Annotated in this window: 21 protein-coding genes; 5 read left to right on the forward strand and 16 right to left on the reverse strand. The window is 39.6% G+C overall.

Annotated elements, in window-relative coordinates:
• Positions 1 to 119: 119 nt before the first annotated feature.
• A complete protein-coding gene (locus AC0N32_RS12610; RefSeq protein WP_476394223.1) occupies positions 120 to 548 on the reverse strand; it encodes a hypothetical protein in 429 nt (142 codons plus the stop codon).
• Between the two features lie 89 nt (positions 549 to 637).
• Between AC0N32_RS12610 and AC0N32_RS12615 the strand changes: the two genes are divergently transcribed.
• Positions 638 to 2,767 carry a helix-turn-helix domain-containing protein gene (locus tag AC0N32_RS12615; protein WP_476394224.1) on the forward strand — a complete coding sequence of 710 codons (2,130 nt, stop codon included), beginning with the start codon at positions 638 to 640 and terminating at the stop codon, positions 2,765 to 2,767.
• A 275-nt stretch (positions 2,768 to 3,042) separates the two neighbouring features.
• Positions 3,043 to 3,414, forward strand: a complete 372-nt coding sequence (locus AC0N32_RS12620; RefSeq protein ID WP_476394225.1) for a hypothetical protein — start codon at positions 3,043 to 3,045, stop codon at positions 3,412 to 3,414.
• 300 nt (positions 3,415 to 3,714) lie between these two features.
• On the opposite strand, the gene AC0N32_RS12625 is transcribed toward AC0N32_RS12620, so the two are convergent.
• The 4 genes from AC0N32_RS12625 to AC0N32_RS12640 all read right to left on the reverse strand — a co-directional run bounded on the left by AC0N32_RS12625 (position 3,715) and on the right by AC0N32_RS12640 (position 6,015).
• Positions 3,715 to 3,975 (reverse strand): hypothetical protein, encoded by a 261-nt coding sequence (locus AC0N32_RS12625; protein WP_476394226.1) that lies wholly within the window; start codon positions 3,973 to 3,975, stop codon positions 3,715 to 3,717.
• 2 nt (positions 3,976 to 3,977) lie between these two features.
• The gene (locus AC0N32_RS12630; RefSeq protein WP_476394227.1) at positions 3,978 to 4,298 is read right to left on the reverse strand and encodes a hypothetical protein; all 321 of its coding nucleotides are present in this window, start codon (positions 4,296 to 4,298) and stop codon (positions 3,978 to 3,980) included.
• 4 nt (positions 4,299 to 4,302) lie between these two features.
• The gene (locus AC0N32_RS12635) at positions 4,303 to 5,157 is read right to left on the reverse strand and encodes a hypothetical protein (protein ID WP_476394228.1); all 855 of its coding nucleotides are present in this window, start codon (positions 5,155 to 5,157) and stop codon (positions 4,303 to 4,305) included.
• 372 nt (positions 5,158 to 5,529) lie between these two features.
• Positions 5,530 to 6,015 carry a hypothetical protein gene (locus AC0N32_RS12640; protein WP_476394229.1) on the reverse strand — a complete coding sequence of 162 codons (486 nt, stop codon included), beginning with the start codon at positions 6,013 to 6,015 and terminating at the stop codon, positions 5,530 to 5,532.
• A 361-nt stretch (positions 6,016 to 6,376) separates the two neighbouring features.
• On the opposite strand from AC0N32_RS12640, the gene AC0N32_RS12645 reads away from it, so the two are divergent.
• Together AC0N32_RS12645 and ribB are read left to right on the forward strand one after the other, a co-directional pair.
• Positions 6,377 to 7,381: an LLM class flavin-dependent oxidoreductase gene (locus AC0N32_RS12645; protein ID WP_476394230.1), complete on the forward strand. Its 1,005-nt coding sequence runs from the start codon at positions 6,377 to 6,379 to the stop codon at positions 7,379 to 7,381.
• Positions 7,382 to 7,446: 65 nt separating this feature from the next.
• The gene (gene ribB, locus AC0N32_RS12650) at positions 7,447 to 8,568 is read left to right on the forward strand and encodes a 3,4-dihydroxy-2-butanone-4-phosphate synthase (protein WP_476394231.1); all 1,122 of its coding nucleotides are present in this window, start codon (positions 7,447 to 7,449) and stop codon (positions 8,566 to 8,568) included.
• 307 nt (positions 8,569 to 8,875) lie between these two features.
• On the opposite strand, the gene fmt is transcribed toward ribB, so the two are convergent.
• The 5 genes from fmt to folK all read right to left on the reverse strand — a co-directional run bounded on the left by fmt (position 8,876) and on the right by folK (position 14,903).
• Entirely contained in the window at positions 8,876 to 9,823 is a 948-nt protein-coding gene (fmt, locus tag AC0N32_RS12655; RefSeq protein ID WP_476394232.1) for a methionyl-tRNA formyltransferase, read from the reverse strand.
• A 65-nt stretch (positions 9,824 to 9,888) separates the two neighbouring features.
• Positions 9,889 to 11,790 carry a RecQ family ATP-dependent DNA helicase gene (locus AC0N32_RS12660; protein ID WP_476394233.1) on the reverse strand — a complete coding sequence of 634 codons (1,902 nt, stop codon included), beginning with the start codon at positions 11,788 to 11,790 and terminating at the stop codon, positions 9,889 to 9,891.
• Between the two features lie 77 nt (positions 11,791 to 11,867).
• Complete coding sequence (locus tag AC0N32_RS12665; RefSeq protein ID WP_476394234.1) at positions 11,868 to 13,334, reverse strand: OmpA family protein; 1,467 nt, start codon at positions 13,332 to 13,334, stop codon at positions 11,868 to 11,870.
• 28 nt (positions 13,335 to 13,362) lie between these two features.
• Complete coding sequence (locus tag AC0N32_RS12670) at positions 13,363 to 14,463, reverse strand: OmpA family protein (RefSeq protein ID WP_476394235.1); 1,101 nt, start codon at positions 14,461 to 14,463, stop codon at positions 13,363 to 13,365.
• A gap of 23 nt (positions 14,464 to 14,486) precedes the next feature.
• On the reverse strand, positions 14,487 to 14,903 hold the full coding sequence (gene folK / locus AC0N32_RS12675; protein ID WP_476394236.1) for a 2-amino-4-hydroxy-6-hydroxymethyldihydropteridine diphosphokinase: 417 nt from the start codon (positions 14,901 to 14,903) through the stop codon (positions 14,487 to 14,489).
• A 19-nt stretch (positions 14,904 to 14,922) separates the two neighbouring features.
• On the opposite strand from folK, the gene sppA reads away from it, so the two are divergent.
• A complete protein-coding gene (gene sppA, locus AC0N32_RS12680; protein WP_476394237.1) occupies positions 14,923 to 16,680 on the forward strand; it encodes a signal peptide peptidase SppA in 1,758 nt (585 codons plus the stop codon).
• Between the two features lie 66 nt (positions 16,681 to 16,746).
• Here sppA and AC0N32_RS12685 read toward each other — a convergent pair whose 3' ends face one another.
• From AC0N32_RS12685 to lnt, 6 genes are all read right to left on the reverse strand, one after another.
• The gene (locus AC0N32_RS12685) at positions 16,747 to 17,010 is read right to left on the reverse strand and encodes a GlsB/YeaQ/YmgE family stress response membrane protein (RefSeq protein WP_089998128.1); all 264 of its coding nucleotides are present in this window, start codon (positions 17,008 to 17,010) and stop codon (positions 16,747 to 16,749) included.
• A 47-nt stretch (positions 17,011 to 17,057) separates the two neighbouring features.
• Complete coding sequence (ftsY, locus tag AC0N32_RS12690) at positions 17,058 to 18,011, reverse strand: signal recognition particle-docking protein FtsY (protein ID WP_476394238.1); 954 nt, start codon at positions 18,009 to 18,011, stop codon at positions 17,058 to 17,060.
• 177 nt (positions 18,012 to 18,188) lie between these two features.
• Entirely contained in the window at positions 18,189 to 18,341 is a 153-nt protein-coding gene (locus tag AC0N32_RS12695; RefSeq protein WP_002976755.1) for a DUF4295 domain-containing protein, read from the reverse strand.
• Between the two features lie 20 nt (positions 18,342 to 18,361).
• Positions 18,362 to 18,544, reverse strand: a complete 183-nt coding sequence (rpmG, locus tag AC0N32_RS12700) for a 50S ribosomal protein L33 (RefSeq protein ID WP_027379950.1) — start codon at positions 18,542 to 18,544, stop codon at positions 18,362 to 18,364.
• A gap of 7 nt (positions 18,545 to 18,551) precedes the next feature.
• Positions 18,552 to 18,791 (reverse strand): 50S ribosomal protein L28, encoded by a 240-nt coding sequence (rpmB, locus tag AC0N32_RS12705; RefSeq protein ID WP_007841810.1) that lies wholly within the window; start codon positions 18,789 to 18,791, stop codon positions 18,552 to 18,554.
• 154 nt (positions 18,792 to 18,945) lie between these two features.
• On the reverse strand, positions 18,946 to 20,580 hold the full coding sequence (gene lnt / locus AC0N32_RS12710) for an apolipoprotein N-acyltransferase (RefSeq protein WP_476394239.1): 1,635 nt from the start codon (positions 20,578 to 20,580) through the stop codon (positions 18,946 to 18,948).
• Positions 20,581 to 20,619: the final 39 nt, after the last annotated feature.

Below are 20,619 nucleotides of genomic sequence, written 5' to 3' on the forward strand. Positions count from 1 at the left end.
GGGTGAATGGTGAATGGTGAATTTATGAAGATAAAGTAAATTTCACGTTTCAAAATTGATTTAAAAACTTTATCAAAATAAAAAATCTTGCCCGGTGTGGAGCAAGATTTTTTTATTTCTTAGGAATTCACCAGTTCGGCTTTTCCGTTTACGCATTTTATAGAAGTGGGCGGCATGATCATCATACAGTCGGAAACGATGCTGTATTTTTGATTGAAGGCTTTCACTTTTTCAGTGTAGTCATTTATTTTTGGTAAAACCGAAGTTTCCAGTTTTTTAGGATAAGCAATATACAGCTGAGGACCTCCGCACGCTTTGGCGCCCATCGGGGCAAATGTCCATTCTGCGGCATCGGTACATTTTTCTTTTGCAATTTCAGATTCGATGGACGCTTTTAATTTATCCAGCTGGGCCTGCTCGTATTTCTGGTTGTTTTCATCGGCAGGACGCTCCGAAATGTCTTTCGGCAAATTGGCATCCATATTTTTTGTTGAAGAACATGAGGCTGCAAACAGCGCTGCACATAAGATGAATACAGGGATTTTCATAAGTTGTTTTTCTCTCGTTATGATGAGGGATTTTCAAAAGTTGTGCCAAGGTAAGGATTTAAATATCATTTTCCGTAATTTTGACAACGATGAATAATCATTTTTTTGACTTAATAGAACATACCAACCGAAGTGTATTTTTAACGGGTAAAGCGGGTACGGGAAAGACTACTTTTCTCAACGATTTTGTGAAACGCACACGCAAGAAACACATTGTGGTCGCGCCCACCGGGATTGCAGCCATCAATGCGGGCGGTGTTACCATCCACTCGATGTTTGGCCTGCCGCTGCGGACTTTTCTGCCGACCACAGACCGCATCGACACCAGCATGGCCAATAATATTGCCGACCTGATGCCGCATTTCAAATACCGGAAAGACAAGCTGAAGCTTTTAAGAGAGGTAGAAATCATCATTATCGATGAGGTCTCTATGCTGCGTGCGGATGTTTTGGATATGATGGATTTCTCCCTGCGGTTTATCCGTAGAAACAACCAGCGTTTCGGTGGGGTGCAGATGTTGTTCATCGGGGATCTTTATCAGCTTCCGCCGGTAGTTCGGGATGAGCATATTTTAAAGATCTGCTATTCTTCGCCTTTCTTTTTCGACAGCCATGCGATTAAAGAGATTCCTTTAATTACCATTGAGCTCACGAAGGTCTACCGCCAGTCCGATGAAGATTTCCTGGCCATCCTGAACGCGATCCGTGACGGAGATGTAGCTAATATTGACTTTGAACATTTAAATGAAAGATACGACCCTGATTTTGATATGGGTGATGAGCCGTATGTCTATCTCTGTTCACACAACAAGATGGCCGATGATATCAATCAGGAGAAGCTCGATGAATTAAAGGCCAGTTCAAAAACGTATGAGGCCAAGCTTTTCGGGGAATTTAGGGAAAACCAGTTTCCGAATGAGCAGTTTTTAGACCTGAAAATAGGGGCCCAGATCATGTTTATCCGCAATGATATTTCAGGGGAAAAGAAATATTTTAACGGAAAGCTGGGGGAAATTTCTGCGCTTGATGAAAATGAAATTAAAGTAATCCTCGACGGCAGCGAAAGGGAGATCACTGTAAAAAGAGAAGTCTGGGAGCAGAAAAAATATTTTCTCGACACGGATAAAAATATCAAAGAAGAAGTGCTGGGAAGCTTCGAGCAGTTTCCGATAAAGCTTGCCTGGGCGGTAACCATCCATAAAAGCCAGGGACTCACCTTCGACAGGGTGATTATTGATGCAGGGAAGAGTTTTACGGCCGGACAGGTCTACGTGGCCCTGTCACGGTGCCGAACTTTGGAAGGAATTGTTTTAAAGTCTAAAATTACCCCCGAAGTTATTTTTAAAGACAACAGGATCCTGCATTTTCACACCGATACGGTAGCGAATGATAAAGTGGAAGCTATTTTAAACAATGAAAAGTATGATTACAGCCTTAAAAAAGTGCTTCGTACCATCGATTCGCAGTGGCTCCTGAAAGAAGTGGAAGATTGGAATAAGCTTTCCGTCACTACCAAAAGCATCGATCACATGAAGACCAATCAGCTGTATAAGCAGCTTAAGCACGAAATCGTAAACCTGGGTAAGATTTTTGAAAAGCTTGACCGGGTAATTTCACAGAAGGTCAGTAATTTTATTGAACAGAAAGAAGAATGGTCCGAGATCGAGAATAAAACCAAAGGGGCTGTCAACTTCTTTTTTACGGAGATCCGGGATAAAGTTTTCAGTCCGCTGAAAGATTTTTATGCGGAAATCAAAGGGACAAAAGGATTAAAGCAATACAACGAGGATTTCAGGGTGTGGCTGGAAGATATTGAGGAATATTTAAACAGTTTAAAAGAAATTCACCTGTTGGAAACCAGGCTTCTTGACGAAAAAAACGATAAGGAAGTCAGCATGAAAATTGCCAAAGTCCCGTCCCAGGTGCTTACGTTCCAGCTTTTTGAGCAAGGGAAAACCATTTCAGAAATAGCGCTTGAAAGAGGGCTGGTAAAAGAAACGGTGATCGGCCATCTGGCCAAATTTGCCGAACAGGGGCTGCTGGATATCTCAAGAGTTATTACTTCAGATAAAATTAAAGCTTTTGAAGGTATATTTAGAAATGATCCCAAAGAAACTTTAACGGAATGGAAAAATGCATTGCCTAATGATTTTGAGTTTAATGAAATCAGGATCCTTATCAATCATTTTACTTATCTGAAGGAGAAGGGTAAGATTTAATTTTATAACGTGTTACGGATTGATAGTTTTCGTCAATTCGAATAGGTTTTAAAAAAAAAGTAGTATCAAGAAGTTGGGCTACCGGTCAGCCTTACCCACAAGTTCTCGATACAAATTCTTGCAGAATTTTACTCGAACAGACGGAGGGAAATTCGCATGGTATAATTGACGGATCCAATATGGAAATCCTGTAACTGCAAAACGTATTAATTTATATAAAATCACCAGCCAACAAATCATGTAATTTTTGTATTTTTAGGTAAATAACAATTATCATGAAATATCTGTTTACTTTTTTTCTTTTATTATTCCTGAATTCCGACAAAAAGGACGATTACGACTATAATATACTGATAGGATCCTGGTCACAGGATAATTTTGCCAATACCACTTCAACGGGAGTTTTTACCTTTAAAAAAGACAGTACCGCAACGCTGGAAATGAGAAACGGAAAGACAAAAGCGCTGATTGGCGGTATGCAGGGTACTTATAAGATTGAAAGGTCTGATAAAATCATTAAAATTACAATGTTTGGCCAGGAAAAATCATTTGAAATCGAAGAGCTTAACAATGATTATATTGTTCTTCAGAATAAAAAAGACCTCAAGCAGAAGATGAGTTTTAAACGTTTTCATAGCCCGGATTAAATGATTTTTATCTGAATGCATAAAGGAAATCTGATAATCTTTTTGAATTAAAGGACATCGATTAAAATACAATAGAGGCTGACCAGAAAAATGGTCAGCCTCTACTTTTGCCAGGATCCTTAGAAATGCCCTTATTCTCGTTTTTTCTAAAATTTTAATAAAAAAACCTGAAATTTTAACCAAAAGACCTAAACGAAACGTAAAAAGACTTAAACGGATCATCAAAAGACCTTACCATTTGATGTTTCGATAATTATGTATATTATTTATTCTTGTCTTGGCCTTCAGAAGGACTGCTTTTTACCGTTCTCGGAAAAAATTGTTTTTCATCCAATCATCAAATTTAAACCTTTCTAAAAGAGCTTTCACCAAATCTAAACCCTCTTCAAAGATTTCTATATTTTGCCAGTCCAGATTTAAGATTTCTCCGCCGCAATTGGCTATATCAAAATCTCGCAAACAGTTTTTACCTTTTATCAGTTTAGAGGTTTGTAAAGCAAATTTATTATTTAGTTGTTTGGTGAAGAAATTCATTTCTTGGATAAGATATTTTCTCTCCATTTTTAGCAGACTGCCTGTTTTACAAAATCTACCATTTCTTTTGTGGTAAACTTTAAGGTCATACTTCTTATCCATATTTTCTTTAGGTCAGATGGTCCGTAATGCCCATGAAAATTGTACTTTTTAAGAAGTTCTAATGCCTCAAACTCACTAAAATCTTTTGCATTCTTTTTATTAGCTTTTATAATAACCTCCTCTATATCCTGCGCTTCTTCCACCAAATCCTCTGCTTTCGCACCATTTTTAGCGCCCTGCAGCAGCTCCTCAATAAATTTAATAAACCCTTTGAAGTCTTTTGCGCAGGCTTTGGAGAATCTTAACATCAGTTTACCAAGACCCAGTAACAAATCTGTAAGTCCAAATGTAGCTGCCGAAAATGCTTCTCTGGTCAGAACCCAAAGCAGGCTGGATGCTTTCTCTACATAAGTAGCTCCTTTTACCACATTGCCTTCTCCTGCGGTAAAGATATTGATTGTTGGGAAAAGGAACAGGGATAATAGGTTTGAATTTAACTTCCTGTTTTGGAAAACCACTTGCGCCTATTTTATTTTGAAAATTACTATACATTGGCAATACGTAGTATTTTATGTAATCGTAGTTTTCTTCTGTAAACTTCCATTTTTCAGTAGCTTCTATACCTCCTTTTAACCAATCTGCCAATTGGTTGTTTAATGAAGATACTTTTTTAAAGGTATCGTTTATTTTATTTCTGTCTAAGATTTCCAAATATATAGCCCCTTTCAAAAGGGTAGCATCAATGCCGTAATCTTCTGCAATCACTTTCATAAGGCTATTGAAATCCGATACGCTTCTGTCTAAAGTATTTCCATCGTAATTGATCGTTTTTCCTTTGCTGTAATAATGCTTTATCAACTGCTCTCTTGCATAATCTCCCATTTTCACTCTACACGCAGTTCCAAAAAAATTACTGGTATCTTTAGAAACCATTTCGTAATAGATGGTAAAATAATCAGGCTCAATAGGGTCTTTTTCGTATTTGTCAAAAACTTCGGTTCCGCTTTCGCAAAAAACAGCCTGATGATGAACCATAGTATATTTTTCTGACGGTGGATAATTTACCTTCTTTTCTGGTGGTACTACAAAAGTTTCATAAAACAGGCTATTTTGTCCTAATGGACTGTCGAACTCTCTGCTCAGCAAATAGGCTAATCTTCGTTCCATAAGTTGTGTTTTTAATGATTATTAATTGTTTAAATATTTCTAAAAGCAAAGCTAAATCTTGCCTGTGTCAAAACTTGACGTGTTATTTTATGTGAAGAATTGATCTTTTACTAATGAAAATAGTCTCTAGTTATTTGTTATAAAAAAAGTTAGAAAACTTTTTCGTAATTCTAAAAATAATCAGACAGCCGCTAAAACTGTCTGATTCGTTTTTGCTAAATTTTTAATGAAAGTCCCTAAAACTTTAGCCGAAAGACCTAAAATTTTAACCCAGAGACCTAAAACTTTAACCCAAAGACCTAAACGGAAATTAAAAAGACTTAAACGGATCATCAAATGACTTAAATGTTTAGGTCTTAGTGCTAAATAACACTAATCAGCTTTGTTTTTATCTTCTGAAGAACTGCTTTTCGGTGTTCTTGGAAAGAACTGTTTCAGCTCGGCTACTTTTTCTGCAAAGCCGATTACCTCTCTTCCTTTCTTGTATTGGGAGTATGCATAATCGTCTAGTGCGTCATTGTAATTATCGTAATCATGTAAAATCTTGGTGCTTTCCATCTGATAGACCAGGCTGGCCAATTTATCTTTTCTCGTTTCTAAGAAAACCCTGGCCTGGTAATCGTTCTCAAATTCTTCCCAGTCTACATCATCAGCACTCAGTTGAGGTTGGTTTTGTCTATAATCTCTTACTTTGTTTACAAAGAGCTTATTCTGTTCGTTAATGAGCCCGTAAAATTTTCGCTGGTCTGCATTTAATGCGGACAGTTTTCCCTGAAATAGAGATTCTAATTCTGCGATTTTAATGTCGATTTCTTTTTGGAAAGCAGGCGTAAGCTGCGTTTGAATAGCATTTTTCATAATTATAAAATATTTAAACAAATGTATTAAAAATTATTTAGTTGATAATTAATTAATGTAATTAGCAATAATTGACTATTTTATTTAAATTTTTATTGTTAAATAGTTATTGAATTAATATTTTAAATATAAAGTCCTCGCATGTAGAATATTATACCTGCGAAACAGAAATTCTGAAAAATTATGGGCCATTCATCCGGAATTTTAGAAACATAGATCACGGGCGAACGATTATAAAAAATAATTTCCCCAATAGTTTTTCGCTGAATTGATCGATAAGTCTTATCAATTACAAAAAGTAACTAATGCGGATTATATGTTTTAAATTTGTCTGGTCTTAAAAGACTATAAATGTAGAATTATGCAAAATTTCGAAATATCCGTGCTGGATCTTGCTCCGGTAAAACAGGAAAAGACCATTCACGATACGTTTCAGGACAGCCTGTCTCTGGCCAATCATGCGGAAAGTCTGGATTATAAAAGATTCTGGCTTGCCGAACACCACAATATGGAAAGCATTGCCAGTTCGGCAACGTCGGTGCTTATCGGTTTCATTGCCAACGGAACCCAAAAAATAAGAGTAGGATCGGGGGGGATCATGCTGCCCAATCACAGTTCATTAGTCATTGCCGAGCAATTCGGGACCCTGGAATCTCTTTTCCCGGGAAGAATTGACTTGGGTCTGGGAAGGGCTCCCGGTACTGATGGTCTCACGGCGCAGGCTTTGGGACGGAATCCTGCGATCATTAATCAGCAGTTTCCAAGACAGATTTTGGAATTGCAAAAATATTTTTCCAAAGAAAATCGCGATGCTTTGGTGCGCGCCATTCCGGGAGAAGGATTGAATATCCCTTTATATATCCTGGGATCTAGTACCGACAGTGCGTTTCTGGCTGCCGAGTTGGGATTGCCTTACGCCTTTGCCGGACATTTTGCTCCCGAGCAGATGGAAATGGCCTTCAATATCTACAGGCAGAATTTCGAACCTTCGGAATATTGTGATCAGCCTTATATTATCGCCTGTGTCAACGGCGTGGCCGCAGAAACTTCCGAAGAAGCGCACAGAATTTCAACGACATTGTTCCAGGCATTTATCAATATTATCCGCAACGACAGGAAGCCTTTTGCCCCGCCCGTAGATACAATGGATGAGATCTGGTCGCCTATGGAAAAATCAATGGTTTTACAGAAATTGCGCTACACCCTCATCGGGGATCAGGCTGAAATCGAGGAACAACTCAGGACCTTCCAGGAAAAATTCAATGTGAATGAGCTGATGATCAATTCTCATATTTATGACCATCAGAAAAGACTGGATTCGTATTCGATTTTCAGAAAAGCAAAAGACGCGATATTCAAAATCTAACAAACCCTTATCATAATTGGGAGATGCTTATTTTATGAGTATCTTTGCAGAAATTTAAAGTAAAAATGTCTGATATTAAATTAAATACTATTCCGGAGGCTATTGAAGACCTTAAAAATGGTAAAATAATCATAGTAGTAGATGATGAAGACAGAGAGAATGAGGGAGATTTCCTTTGTGCCGCTGAGCTTACGACACCCGAGATCATCAATTTTATGGCGCTTCACGGCAGAGGGCTGATCTGTATGCCTCTTCCTGAAAAGCGATGTGATGAGCTGGGACTGGAAGTGATGGTAAGCCGAAGCAGCGATCCCAAGGAAACCGCCTTTACCGTATCGGTAGACCTTCTCGGAAACGGAACATCGACAGGGATTTCCGCAGCAGACAGGGCAAAAACGATTTTAGCTTTAATGGATGAAAAATCGAAGCCTGCCGATTTTATGCGTCCCGGACATATCTTCCCGCTCCGTGCGAAAAAGGGTGGTGTTCTGAAAAGAGCGGGCCACACCGAAGCCGCTATTGATCTTACCTGCCTGGCAGGATTAAAAGAGGGTGGCGTGATCTGTGAAATCATGAATGAAGACGGTTCGATGTCGCGTTTGCCGGAACTTTACGCTTTTGCCCAGAAACACGATATGAAGATCGTTTCGATTGAAGATCTGATCCATTATCAGCTGAAAAAAGGAAACCTTATCGAAAGATTAGAGGAGCGAAAAGTAAAAACCGCTTACGGGGATTTTGATTTCTTCGCTTTCAGGGAAACTTCCAATGATCAGATCCATTTTGCTTTAACTAAAGGAAGCTGGACGGTAAACGAACCTGTTTTGGTAAGGGTGCAATCGTCCGATTCGTATTTTGATGTGCTGACCCGACTGAATAACGGTGAAAAACCTTTGCTGGAGAAAGTAACGAATATGGTGAATGAAGCTGGAAAAGGCGCCATCATTTTCATCAACAACGTTTCAAATTCTGAAAATACATTAAAGAAATTGCAGCAGTTCCTAAACTATCAGGACGGACAGCAACAGCATCCTACCCTTGCCTTCAATTACAGAGATTATGGAATCGGAACGCAGATCCTTAAAAATCTTGGAATCAATAAATTTAAAGTAATCACCCAGAATCCTGATATCAAGCCGCAGGTTGGCGGTTATGATGTGGAGGTGACGGAGATGGTGCAGCTTTAAAGTGAATGGTGAATGGTCAATTCGCTTTGCTTGTGAATTTTTTGTAGGTTTAAAAATTGACTATTGACTTACAAAACAAAATTCGCAATTGACAACATATAAAAATGGCTTGATGAAAATCAAGCCATTTTTATGTGTTCAGAGTGGAGGATATGATGTTGAGGTGACGGAGATGGTGCAGCTTTAAAAGTGAATGGTGAATGGTCAATTCGCTTTGCTTGTGAATTTTTTGTAGGTTTAAAAATTGACTATTGACTTGCCAAACAAAATTCACAATTGACAACACATAAAAATGGCTTGATGAAAATCAAGCCATTTTTATGTGTTCAAAGCTCCTGAACCCGTTCAGGAAATCTTTGACGTTCATTCTTTTTTTTCCTTCAAGCTGTAATTCAAGAGGATAATATATTCCGTCTTCGGTATAAATTTTAAATTCGTTTTTTGAAATAGCTAAAGTTCCGGCTGTCTTATCATGATTTGAAACTTCAAATTTACCGCCGAAAATTTTCAGTCCTTTTTCCTCTTCTCCAATTTTCAATGTCGTGAAGGCTGCAGGATAAGGCGACATACCGAGTATAAACTGATGAATTTCCTTTGATTTTTTCTTCCAGTTTATTCTGGTGTCTTCTTTAAATATTTTATAGGCATTTTTAGGATGCCCGACATGCGGCTGAGGTTTTTCGGTGATGGTATTTTCCGCTAATCCGTCGAGGGTTTTTACCACGAGTTTTGCGCCCATTTCCATGAGGCGGTCGTGGAGGCTGCCTGCATTTTCATCGGGTAGAATAGCCAGTTCCTCCTGAAGCAGGATATTCCCTTCGTCGATCTTCTCATTGATGAAAAATGTCGTAGCGCCGGTTTTTTCCTCTCCGTTGATGACCGCATAATTAATTGGCGCCGCACCCCTGTAATCGGGAAGCAGAGATGCATGGAGGTTAAATGTTCCCATTTTTGGCATTTCGAAAAGTACCTTCGGCATCATTCTGAAGGCCACCACCACAAAAACATCGGCATCCAGTTTTCTCAGTTCTTCCAGAAATTCAGGATTTCTTAGTTTTTCCGGCTGAAAAACAGGGATGTTGTTTTCTGCGGCGAAAACTTTCACCGGCGACTGGCTGATCTTCTGCCCGCGCCCACTTGCCTTATCTGCTACCGTTACAACGCCGACTACCTGATGGCTTGAGTGAAAAATGGCTTCCAAAGAAGTTTTTGCAAATTCCGGAGTGCCTAAAAAAACGACTTTCAATGATTTCATACTGCAAAGATAAGGTCTTTATCAAAGGATCAAAAAGATTAAAAGAATTAATTATTGCCCGTTACTCATGCGATCGCGTATGTTCTGAAATTAAGCATTTTTACTTTTCCGGAATCGAGAAGATAAATCAGGTTTTCAAGAATATTTTCTTTGGAATGATAATTCAGCTGAATCGAGAGTTCCTCAATCGTGGAAGGTCGTTTCGTCAGTATGGTCAGGATTTCACCGGAAATGTTCTTCCCGAAAATCGACTGCTTATTTTTCTCACAAACCGAGCATTTCCCGCAGTTTTTCGCTTTTTTTTCTCCGAAATAATGGAGAATGAGCTTCATTTTACAATGTGCGCTATCTTCAATGTAAAACTTCATCTCTTCCCATTTCTGGATTTTGTTTTTCTGAATGTGTTCAAAAAGCTTCCAGTATTGTGATTTATTCAGCCGCTCGTCGCGGGGTTTCAAGAATTTAATGCTCGATAAAGCGCCGTCCACATATTCCACATAGCCTTTCTGCTGAAGTTCTTTTAACCTTTCTTTTATTAAGTGAACGCTTACGCCAATCTTATTGCTTACCTGCTGCTCGCTGAACATTACTTTATGGGTCGTGATTCCTGAAATGGTTCTCAGCATCAACTCAATAAAATAAGCATCTTTCTGAGGAAGCTGATCGATCTCATCCGCCTGCATCAGAAGCTGAAGGGAGGATAAGCTTTTATGGTCATTAAAATAAATAATTTCCTGGTTATTAAGGAAATTCAGGACATTTTTAATCTTCGCTGAAGACAATCTGGTGAAATTCTGAATTCCGTTAATATTCAGCTGGAAAACCTTTTCCGGCAATTCAAACTCCGCCACCTGGAAAATAGAGTAGAGGTACGTAAGGATTTTTAAAAATTCCGATTTACCAGGAGTCTGGTTCTTCAGGATGTCATCAAAATTCGACAGTTCCTGCTTATCCCAGAGCAAAAAAGCAAAGCTTTCCTGGCCGTCCCTGCCTGATCTTCCGATTTCCTGGTAATAATTTTCGATGGAAGGAGCGGGGGAATAGTGAATAACAAAGCGTACATTGTCTTTGTCGATCCCCATTCCGAATGCATTGGTGGAAATCAAAACATGGCTGTCGCTGTTGTTCCAGATCGTTTGTTTGGCATTTTTTTCCTTCGTGGTAAGGCCTGCATGGAAAAAGTCTACATTTTTCAGCTGGTTTTTTATGAGAAATTCACTGAGAAGTTCAGCTTCCCGGCGGGTTCTTACATATACAATTCCTGCTTCTCTGTTAAATTTTAAGATATCATAAATCTTCTGAAATTTATCAGAGACTTCTTCGGTAAAAATCCGGATATTGTCCCGCTTAAAGCTTTTCTGGAATACCTGTGGATTCTTAAGTTCTAGTTTTAATTTAATCTCTTCCAGTACTTTCGGGGTTGCCGTTGCCGTTAAAGCCAGACATGGAATCTTCGGGTTGTTTCTTCTGAATTCTTTTATATTCTGATAGCTGGGTCTGAAATCCTGTCCCCATTCGGAGATACAGTGTGCTTCGTCTACTGCGATAAAAGACAGCTGAATTTCTTCAATATTCTGGAGGAACTGTTTGTTTGTCAGTCTTTCCGGGGAAATATAAAGCATTTTGGTGAGCCCTTCCTTGCAGCGGTCATAGATGCCTTCCGCGTCATATTCATCCAGTTCCGAAGACAGGTATTCTGCCTCAATTCCCCTTGATTTCAACTGGCCTACCTGATCTTTCATCAAAGCTAAAAGCGGCGATATAATCAAACAGGTTCCTTCTTTGAGTAAAGAGGGAAGCTGGTAGCAAAGCGACTTTCCGGCACCGGTCGGTAGCAGTACCAGCGTATCTTTTTCGTTGATCACAGAATCAATAATTGCCTCCTGGCTGTCGCGGAAGTGATCGTAGCCCCAAAAATATTTTAAGGTCTTAAATTTTAGTTCTTGAAAATCCTGTTGAGAAATCATGGGATAAAATTAATGAAACTAAGCTGACAAAAAAAGCCACGCACCGCGTGACTTTTTATAGTATTCCTAACGAAGGGTTATTTGGCTTCAAAATAAACTCTTCGGTTGGCTCTGTTTTTCCATTCCGGGCATTTTGTAGCCGGGTTGCATTCAGGATATTTAAGGTCTTTCTCGCCTCTTCCTTCCGCATTTAATTTATCCGACTGAACACCGTTTTTAATCAAATAATCTTTAACATTTTTCGCTCTTCTTTCGGACAGCTTTTGATTGTATGATTCGGAAGCCCTGGTGTCGGTGGTTCCGATCACGGTATATTTTCCGCTGGAAGAATTGATGTAATTCACGGCATTGTTCAGGATCGGTGTGTTGGAAGGTAAGATCTTATCTGAATTCAGGTTAAACTCAATTCCTTCCAGTTTTGTTTCACTTTCATCTACGGGTCCGTTTTTTACGGGAGCTGGCGTTACCACCGGGCATCCGTTGTTTTCAACCGGGCCTGGAACGGTTACACATTTATCGTAAAGATCGATAACGCCATCCAGGTCTGTGTCAAGGGCAACACCGGCACCATCTACTCTTGCTCCGGCAGGCGTGTCGGGTTGTCTGTCCCAATCGTCGCAAACACCATCGTTGTCAAGATCTCCTTTTTTACAGACTTCAATATCCTGATTTTTGTTTCCCAGCACATCCAGCTTATAGTACATTTCCTGAAGCGGGTCGTGCCACATGAGGTGAGATTCGTGTTTTCCTAACTTTAATGAAAGCCCTAAGGTGGCATTAAAGAAGTTGTCGGAAATCTGTTCTTCCCTTTGATTGATGACGCTGTATTTGTCACCGCCTCCGTCGAATTCATCGGTGCCTGTAATGACGTACATTAATCTGCTTTCAATGTCGATCCTGTTGTTTATTTTGAATTTAAATCCGGCACCGGCCTGGGCAAACATTGAATTCAGATTGAAAGGTTTTACTTCAGATACCATTCTGCTGCCCATTTCATCTTTCTGATAGGCCCGGAATGCCAATGTCCCTAAACCTGCATATCCATGGAGTGCCCAACGGTAAGGAGAATGATTGTCTACTCTTCTGAATAAATTTGAAAAATTAACATCTCCCAACAACGAGATAGCATCATATTGGGTTCTTGCTCCCACCTGCTGATACAATGAAGCATTGGCAGGAGCCTCTTTTTTTGTATTGAACCAGCCTTGTCTTGTCTCTCCTCTGTCGTATTGTAGATTGATACCGAAAGCATGGGTGATCGCCTTATCAATGCTCACATAAGCAGAGTATCCGAAAATGTTTTTACCGTTTCCGTTTTTTATTGAGGTAAGATCTGCGGATTGAACCAGTGGTACGCCTGCACCAAATGAAATTGCCCAATCATTGAATCTTCTTGCTGTATTTGTAAAAGGGGAAATATTTGCAGAACCTGAAGAGAATGTATTGGGATACTTTCCGTTCGAAGCTACTGCCGTCGAGTCTTGTGCAAAGCTTAATGCAGGAACAGATAATGCTAATGCGACAATTGCTAAACTTAATTTCATAATGTATTTTTGTTTAATTAAATTATAATTATTTATTTGAAGGGCATCCTTTGTTTTCAGCAGGTCCCGGAACGGTTACACATTTGTCATACAGGTCGATTACTCCGTCAAGATCCATGTCTAAGGCAACCCCGGCACCATCTACTCTTGCTCCTGCCGGAGTGTCGGGCTGTCGGTCCCAGTCGTCGCAAACACCATCATTGTCCTGGTCTCCTTTTTCACAAACGATGAGTTCCGTACTTTTATTTTCCAGGATGTGTGCTCTGTAGTAGGCTTCCTGCAACGGATCATACCATGCGAGATGGGTCGTGTGTTTTCCTAACTTAAAAGAAAGCCCCAGATTGATCGTCAGAGCATTGTCAGACCTCCTTTTGTCGATCATATTATATTTAGGGATGGCTGAGTTGGGGTCATAATCTCCGGGGCCGGCATATCCTCCGCCGTCGAATTCATCATCACCGCTGATGATGTACATCGTTCGCGCTTCGATATCAATCAGTTCAGACACATTATATTTTAAGCCTAATCCAAATTGAAAATAGGAGGAATTAAGCCCCAGTTTCTGATTCATAAACAGTGGAATTCTTCTGGGATTGCTGCTCCAGCTGTAATCTTTGTTGTCATGCAGTGAAGTGTTGAAGTTCATGAAGCCGATACCGGCATAGCCGTGCATGGCCCATCGGTAAGGAGAGTGATTGTCTACGCGTCGTAAAATGTTTGAAAAATTTATATCGCCCATCACAGCAATCTGGTTATATTTTGTTTTTGCTTCCGCCACTCCAGAAGCTTCATCAAGCTGTGCTTTCTGTGTTGTTTCACCTCTCTGGTAGATCAGGCTTAATCCTATGACATGACTGATCTGTTTATCCAGGCTTACATATGAGTTGTATCCCCAGTTTATGTGCTGATCTGTGATTGATTTCAGGTCCGAGTGAACCATGAAGGCGGCACCACCGCCCACCGACACAGACCAATCATTGAATCTTCTGGCTGTATTGTTAAAAGACTGTACATTTGCAGATCCTGAAGAGAATGTATTGGGATACCTATCATTAGAAGTGACGGCAATACTGTCTTGCGCATACGTCGCAATAGGCAATGCTGCCAATAATAACAAATTTAATTTCATACAATATGTTTTTATGTTTTATTTCAGATAAAATCTTTTAATAATATCCGTGAAAATTCTCTCTCAGAAAGGTGTTTTTGATGAGGGATTTCTAACCTTTCCGATATGAATTTTATCTCATTGTACTTTACGATGTCTATATCAATAACGCGGTCGGTATATCCTCCGGTTACGCTCGAATCGTTAGCTCTTCCCATTTCCGTTTCAATGCTTTTGATGAGGGTAAGAAGCTGAATCGGAGAAAGATGTGTGGATATTATTGCTGCAATATTACAAAAAATATTGGAACTAACAAATTCTACAGGTTCTGATGTCAGAAAATCGCTTGCCTGTACAATTTCGTTTCCGGCATTTTTTATGTGATCCAATGCAGTCTCGAGATTTTTTTTTTGATCTCCGAGATTACTTCCCAGTAACAAAATGACTTTATGGTGCGACATATTGTAAAATGATTGATTTATGAAAAGCTTTTTTAAAAATGTACTGGCAAATATAGTGGCTATTGTCATATTATGTGTCCTGTTTTTCTTCTTTTTCATCATCATGCTGGTCTTCAGCGCGATGAGAAGCGAGAAGTCTGTAGTTGTAAAAAAGAATTCCGTCCTTACCATTAATTTGAAAACGAATATTATCGACAGCCCGACCGAGGAGCAAAAAGGTCTGTTCGATATCAGTGACCAGAACAAAAATGTATTGATTTATGATGCCATTGAGGCGATTAATAAAGCAAAGACCGATGATAATATTAAAGGAATCAGTATTGAATCCGATTATATTAATGCCGGGGTCACTCAGATTGATGATTTAAGAAATGCCATCACAGATTTTAAGAAAAGCGGAAAATTCGTATACGCTTATGGAAACGCGGTGTCACAGGCTTCTTATTATTTGGGATCAGTGGCAGATCAGTATTATCTGAATCCGGCCGGAATGATCGAGCTGAAAGGCCTTGCTACGGAAGTTACGTTCTTTAAAGATTTTGCTGACAAATATGGCATTGGCATTGAGGTGATCCGTCATGGGAAATTCAAGTCTGCCGTCGAGCCTTTTTTAAGAAATGATATTTCTCCGGAAAACAAGGAGCAGCTGAGCACTCTTTTAAATGATATCTGGAAAAATACATCGTCAAAAATGGCAGCTTCCCGAAAAATTGATACGGCAGCATTCAGAACTGTGGTAGACAGCCTGTACGGAATGATCCCCGAATTAGGTTTAAAATACAAACTGGCCGACAAGCTGATGCAGAAAACAGAATATGATGAGTTGATCAAATCAAAATTAAAGCTTAAGAGTGATGATAAATTAAATAAGATCTCTTTAGGAAAGTATATCGCTTCTTATTCTGATGATGAAAATTCGGGTGATAAAGTTGCTGTTTTATATGCTTCAGGATCCATTTATGGTGGTGATGATTATGCTGATATCCATTCTGAAAAATACATTAAATATATAAAAGACCTTCAGGAAAATGATAAGGTAAAAGCGGTTGTATTCAGAATTAATTCTCCGGGAGGAAGTGCCAATGCATCCGACGAAATTCTGTTTGAACTGCAGCAGCTGAAAAAGAAGAAGCCGTTAATTGTTTCTTTCGGGGACTATGCCGCATCCGGAGGTTATTATATTGCCATGGCGGCAGATAAAATTTATTCCGAACCTAATACTTTAACAGGGTCAATAGGTGTTTTCGGAGTTATTCCATACTTTAAAGATCTTGCGAATAAAAACGGTATCCGTTCCGATATTGTTTCTACAAACGCGAACTCGCAGTATTACTCTTCTCTTAATGGAGTAACCCCGTATGGCGTAAACCTTATTACAAGAAGTGTTGAAGGGACTTACAAAAGATTCGTATATTTTGTAACGCAGAACAGAAAGCAGACCTTTGAGCAAATCGATAATATCGGTGGCGGAAGGGTATGGAGCGGAACGAGAGCCAAACAGATCGGCCTGGTAGATGAGTTGGGAACATTGAATGACGCTGTAAAATTTGCTGCGCAAAAAGCGGGATTGAAATCTTATGCTGTGGCGTCGTATCCTAAGAGCATGACTCCTTTTGAGCAGATATTTAAAGATCTGAACCAGGATGAAATTTCGGCAAGGGTGATTAAAAACAAAATAGGAAAATCAAATTATGAAATTCTTCAGCAGGTTACTGAAAAGAGAAAACTGCAGTCTGAAATAAAAATGGAAATGCCTTACCAGATTAAAATTAACTAAATTATATTGTAAAAGAAGCGGCGGATTTGAATTTCAAATCCGCCGCTTTAATTTTTATGGTACTGATTAAACTCTTCTGGCAGTCAGCATTCCGTAAATCCAGAGAACGATTAAAGCTCCTCCGATGGCCAGGATCCAGCTTCTGAAATTCCAGAAAGAATCTACATCTCCCCAGTGAAGTACATATACGCCTATTGCTCCTCCGATGAAGGCACCGATGATCCCGAGAATCATAGTGATCAGCATTCCGCCTCCTTGTTTTCCCGGCATGATTGCTTTAGCCAGTGCTCCGGCCAACAGCCCGAAAATAATCCATGTTAAAAATCCCATAGTTACATTTTTTAATGTTAATATTTGATGATTTGATTCAAAAAGATTTATCTCTTCTTGAAAAAAGAATCTACAAACTCTGTACCATTAAACAACTGCAAATCCTGCATCTTTTCGCCAACCCCTATATATTTTACCGGAATCTGGAACTGATCTGATATCCCGATGACAACACCTCCTTTTGCCGTTCCGTCGAGTTTCGTGACTGCCAGAGCGTTTACTTCGGTAGCGGCTGTAAATTGTTTGGCCTGCTCAAATGCATTCTGGCCTGTAGAACCGTCTAGAACCAACAGAACTTCGTGGGGAGCATCAGGAATGACCTTCTGCATTACCCTTTTGATCTTTGAGAGCTCATTCATCAGGTTGATTTTATTATGAAGCCTTCCTGCGGTGTCGATGATTACGACATCTGCATTCTGGGCAGCAGCACTCTGTACGGTATCAAATGCTACGGAAGCTGGATCCGAACCCATTTCCTGCTTTACAATAGGGACACCGACTCTTTCACTCCAGATGACCAGCTGGTCTACTGCGGCAGCACGGAAGGTATCGGCGGCGCCTAATACTACCTTCTTGCCTTCTGAAGTAAACTGATGAGCCAGTTTTCCAATAGTAGTGGTTTTTCCAACGCCGTTTACGCCTACTACCATGATGACATAAGGCTTTTTGGACGTGTCTATGTTTCCGGTTCCGGCATGAGGGTTTTCCAGGAGAAGTCCTGAAATTTCTTCACGGAGAATTTTATCCAACTCATTTACGCTTACATATTTATCTCTGGCAACGCGTTCTTCAATTCTCTCAATGATCTTGATGGTTGTAGATGCACCGACGTCGGAAGCGATAAGTATTTCTTCAAGGTCATCCAGAACCTCGTCGTCTACTTTGCTTTTACCGACCACGGCTTTCGTCATTTTTTCGAAAAAACCCTGGCTGGATTTTTCCAATCCTTTATCTAAGGTTTCTTTTTCTTCTTTTTTAAAAATTTTTTTAAACCAACTCATCTTTATGAAAAGGGAATTTAATGATTATGGCGGAATAGGGAGCGGGGAAATATGATGCTTAAATTGCTGTGCCTTTCCCATCTCAGGCTTATGACTTCCAGCCAGATTAAAAACAAAGATAACAAAAAAACTACCCAAAAGCTGAGTAGTTTTTTTATATTGTAAATAAAGTGTAGATTATTTTTTCAAATAACCGTCCACTTCGTCTGCATTCATTACTTTTTCTTCGAAAACGTAAGCTCCTGATTTAGAAGACTTCACCATTTTCACCACTTTAGTCATCTTTTTAGACTGACCGCTTTGTAGGGTTGCTACTACTTTCTTTGCCATGGTAAATTATATTTTAATAATTACTTGATTTCTTTGTGAACGGTTACTTTCTTAAGAACAGGATTGTATTTTTTCAATTCCAATCTTTCAGTTGTGTTCTTTTTATTCTTTGTAGAAATGTATCTGGACATTCCTGGCATACCACTTTCTTTATGCTCTGTACATTCAAGGATTACTTGAACTCTGTTTCCTTTTTTTGCCATGATTCAATTACTTTTTAATCAATCCGTTTCTTACAGCTCTTTCAAGAGCCTCCTCGATTCCAATCTTGTTAATCACTCTCAATCCATGAGCTGATACTTTCAGTGTTACGTGCTTATCTTGCTCCGGAAGGTAAAACTTCTTCTCCAATAAGTTAATTTCAAAACGACGCTTCGTTTTGTTATTAGCGTGAGAAACGTTGTTACCAACCATTGCACGCTTTCCTGTTATTTGGCAAATTCTTGACATATCTCGATGTTCTTATTTGTACTATAATATTTGAGAGTGCAAAATAACGAAGAATTTTTCAGATAGACAAATCTTTTAGGAAATTATTTATAAATAAATTAAATATTTTGTCCCGTTGTAAAATCATTATTTCCGCATCCAACTTCCTGTTTCTCTAGCTTTTTTGTGTTTTTGCCTGAAACCTTTTAATCAGAAAATAAAACAGGAGAAAGCCCAGTGCAAAAATCGAAAAACGGGAGAGTAAATCTCCGGCTTTCGTATAAAAAGTCAGCTGATCATAAAGATTCACTTTTGCAAATAAGGCTGTTTTATCTCCGTAAAAAGTATCTTCAATGATTTCTCCTTTCGCATCAATATGAGCGGAAATTCCGCTGTTGGCGGCCCTAGCGATCTCTCTTCTGGTCTCGATGGCACGCAGTCTCGCATACGACAGAAGCTGTCGGTGTCCCTCTGAAACACCCCACCATGAATCGTTGGTCATAATTCCCAGGAAATTGGCACCTTTTTTTACATAATCGCCCGTAAATTCACCATAGATGCTTTCATAGCAGATGATGGGAGCCATCTTACCTTTGTTGAAGGGATTTGAAAAAGCGATTCTTTCTTTATCGGTTCCCAGTGAAGCAACGGTTCCTCCCAGGTTCAGCATGGCGTCTCCCAGAAGAGGTTTCAGATAATTCATGTAAGGAAAGATCTCTACACCGGGAACCAGTTTTCCTTTGTGATATACCTCCACATTGCGGTTGGGAATGACCTGAACGGCCGAATTGAAGCTTTCTACCCAGAGTCCGGGGTTCAGCTGATAAGCTTCCACCGGAAGATTTTCTTTGGAGTTATAGAATTTATGTGAAGAAATTCCTGTTGCGAATACTGAGCCGGGATGTTTGGCTAAAAATGCTTTAAGATTATTTAAAATCAAACTCTTTTCAAAAGACCGCTCGGAGATTGAGCCCCGACCGGGAAGAGCGGTTTCCGGGGCAATATAGTAATCTATTTTTCCTTTTGAATTTTTTTCTGCCAGATCCAGGAGATCACTTTCAATAACCAAGCTGTCTTTGGAATATTTTTCAGCATAAGGATCAAGGTCGGGCTGAAGCATCAGGACATTGACATTTCCGATCGGCTTTTCATTAAAATTATTGTATTTCACCAATGAAATGACCATAGGAATAATAATTAAGCCTGCAACCATGGACGTATTTCTGATGAGATCTTTTCTTTTTCTTCCTGCCTGCCAGATTCTTACGGTGTAGAATATCAGGACATTCACTGCCAGGATCCAGAAGCTTCCCCCGGTAGCACCCAGTGTATCATACCACTGGATCATTTTAGGATAATCAGAGAAAACATTTCCAAGATTCAGCCATGGCCAGGTCAGTTCCCAACCTAGGTGGAATTTTTCGAAGCTCATCCATATAGCAATAAAAAAAGCGAGTCCCCAATACGTTCCCTGTGCGTTTTTATACCAGTGATAACATTGTAAAACCAGTGCGTACAAAAAGGAATTCACCAAAACCGGGAATAATACCGCCATCATAGAATGGCTTCCGTCGGGGTTTTTGGAACCGTACAGCCAGCCGGTCGTCACCACATTCCAGATGACGAAGCATAAGTAGGAAAGTCCGAAAACGACCCAGCTTTTCCTATTATAGTCTGAAAATTTTGAAACCCCGTGCTCCATCATCAGAAGCGGGACCAGCGCAAAAAATATAAAGAACGGAACCCCGTAAGTAGGCCAGGAAACGGATAAGAGCATCGCCGAAATGAGCGTAAGCAAAACGTATTTCATGAATTTGTTTTAATATACAAATTTAATGTTTTTGAAATG

The organism is Chryseobacterium endophyticum, from assembly GCF_056333165.1.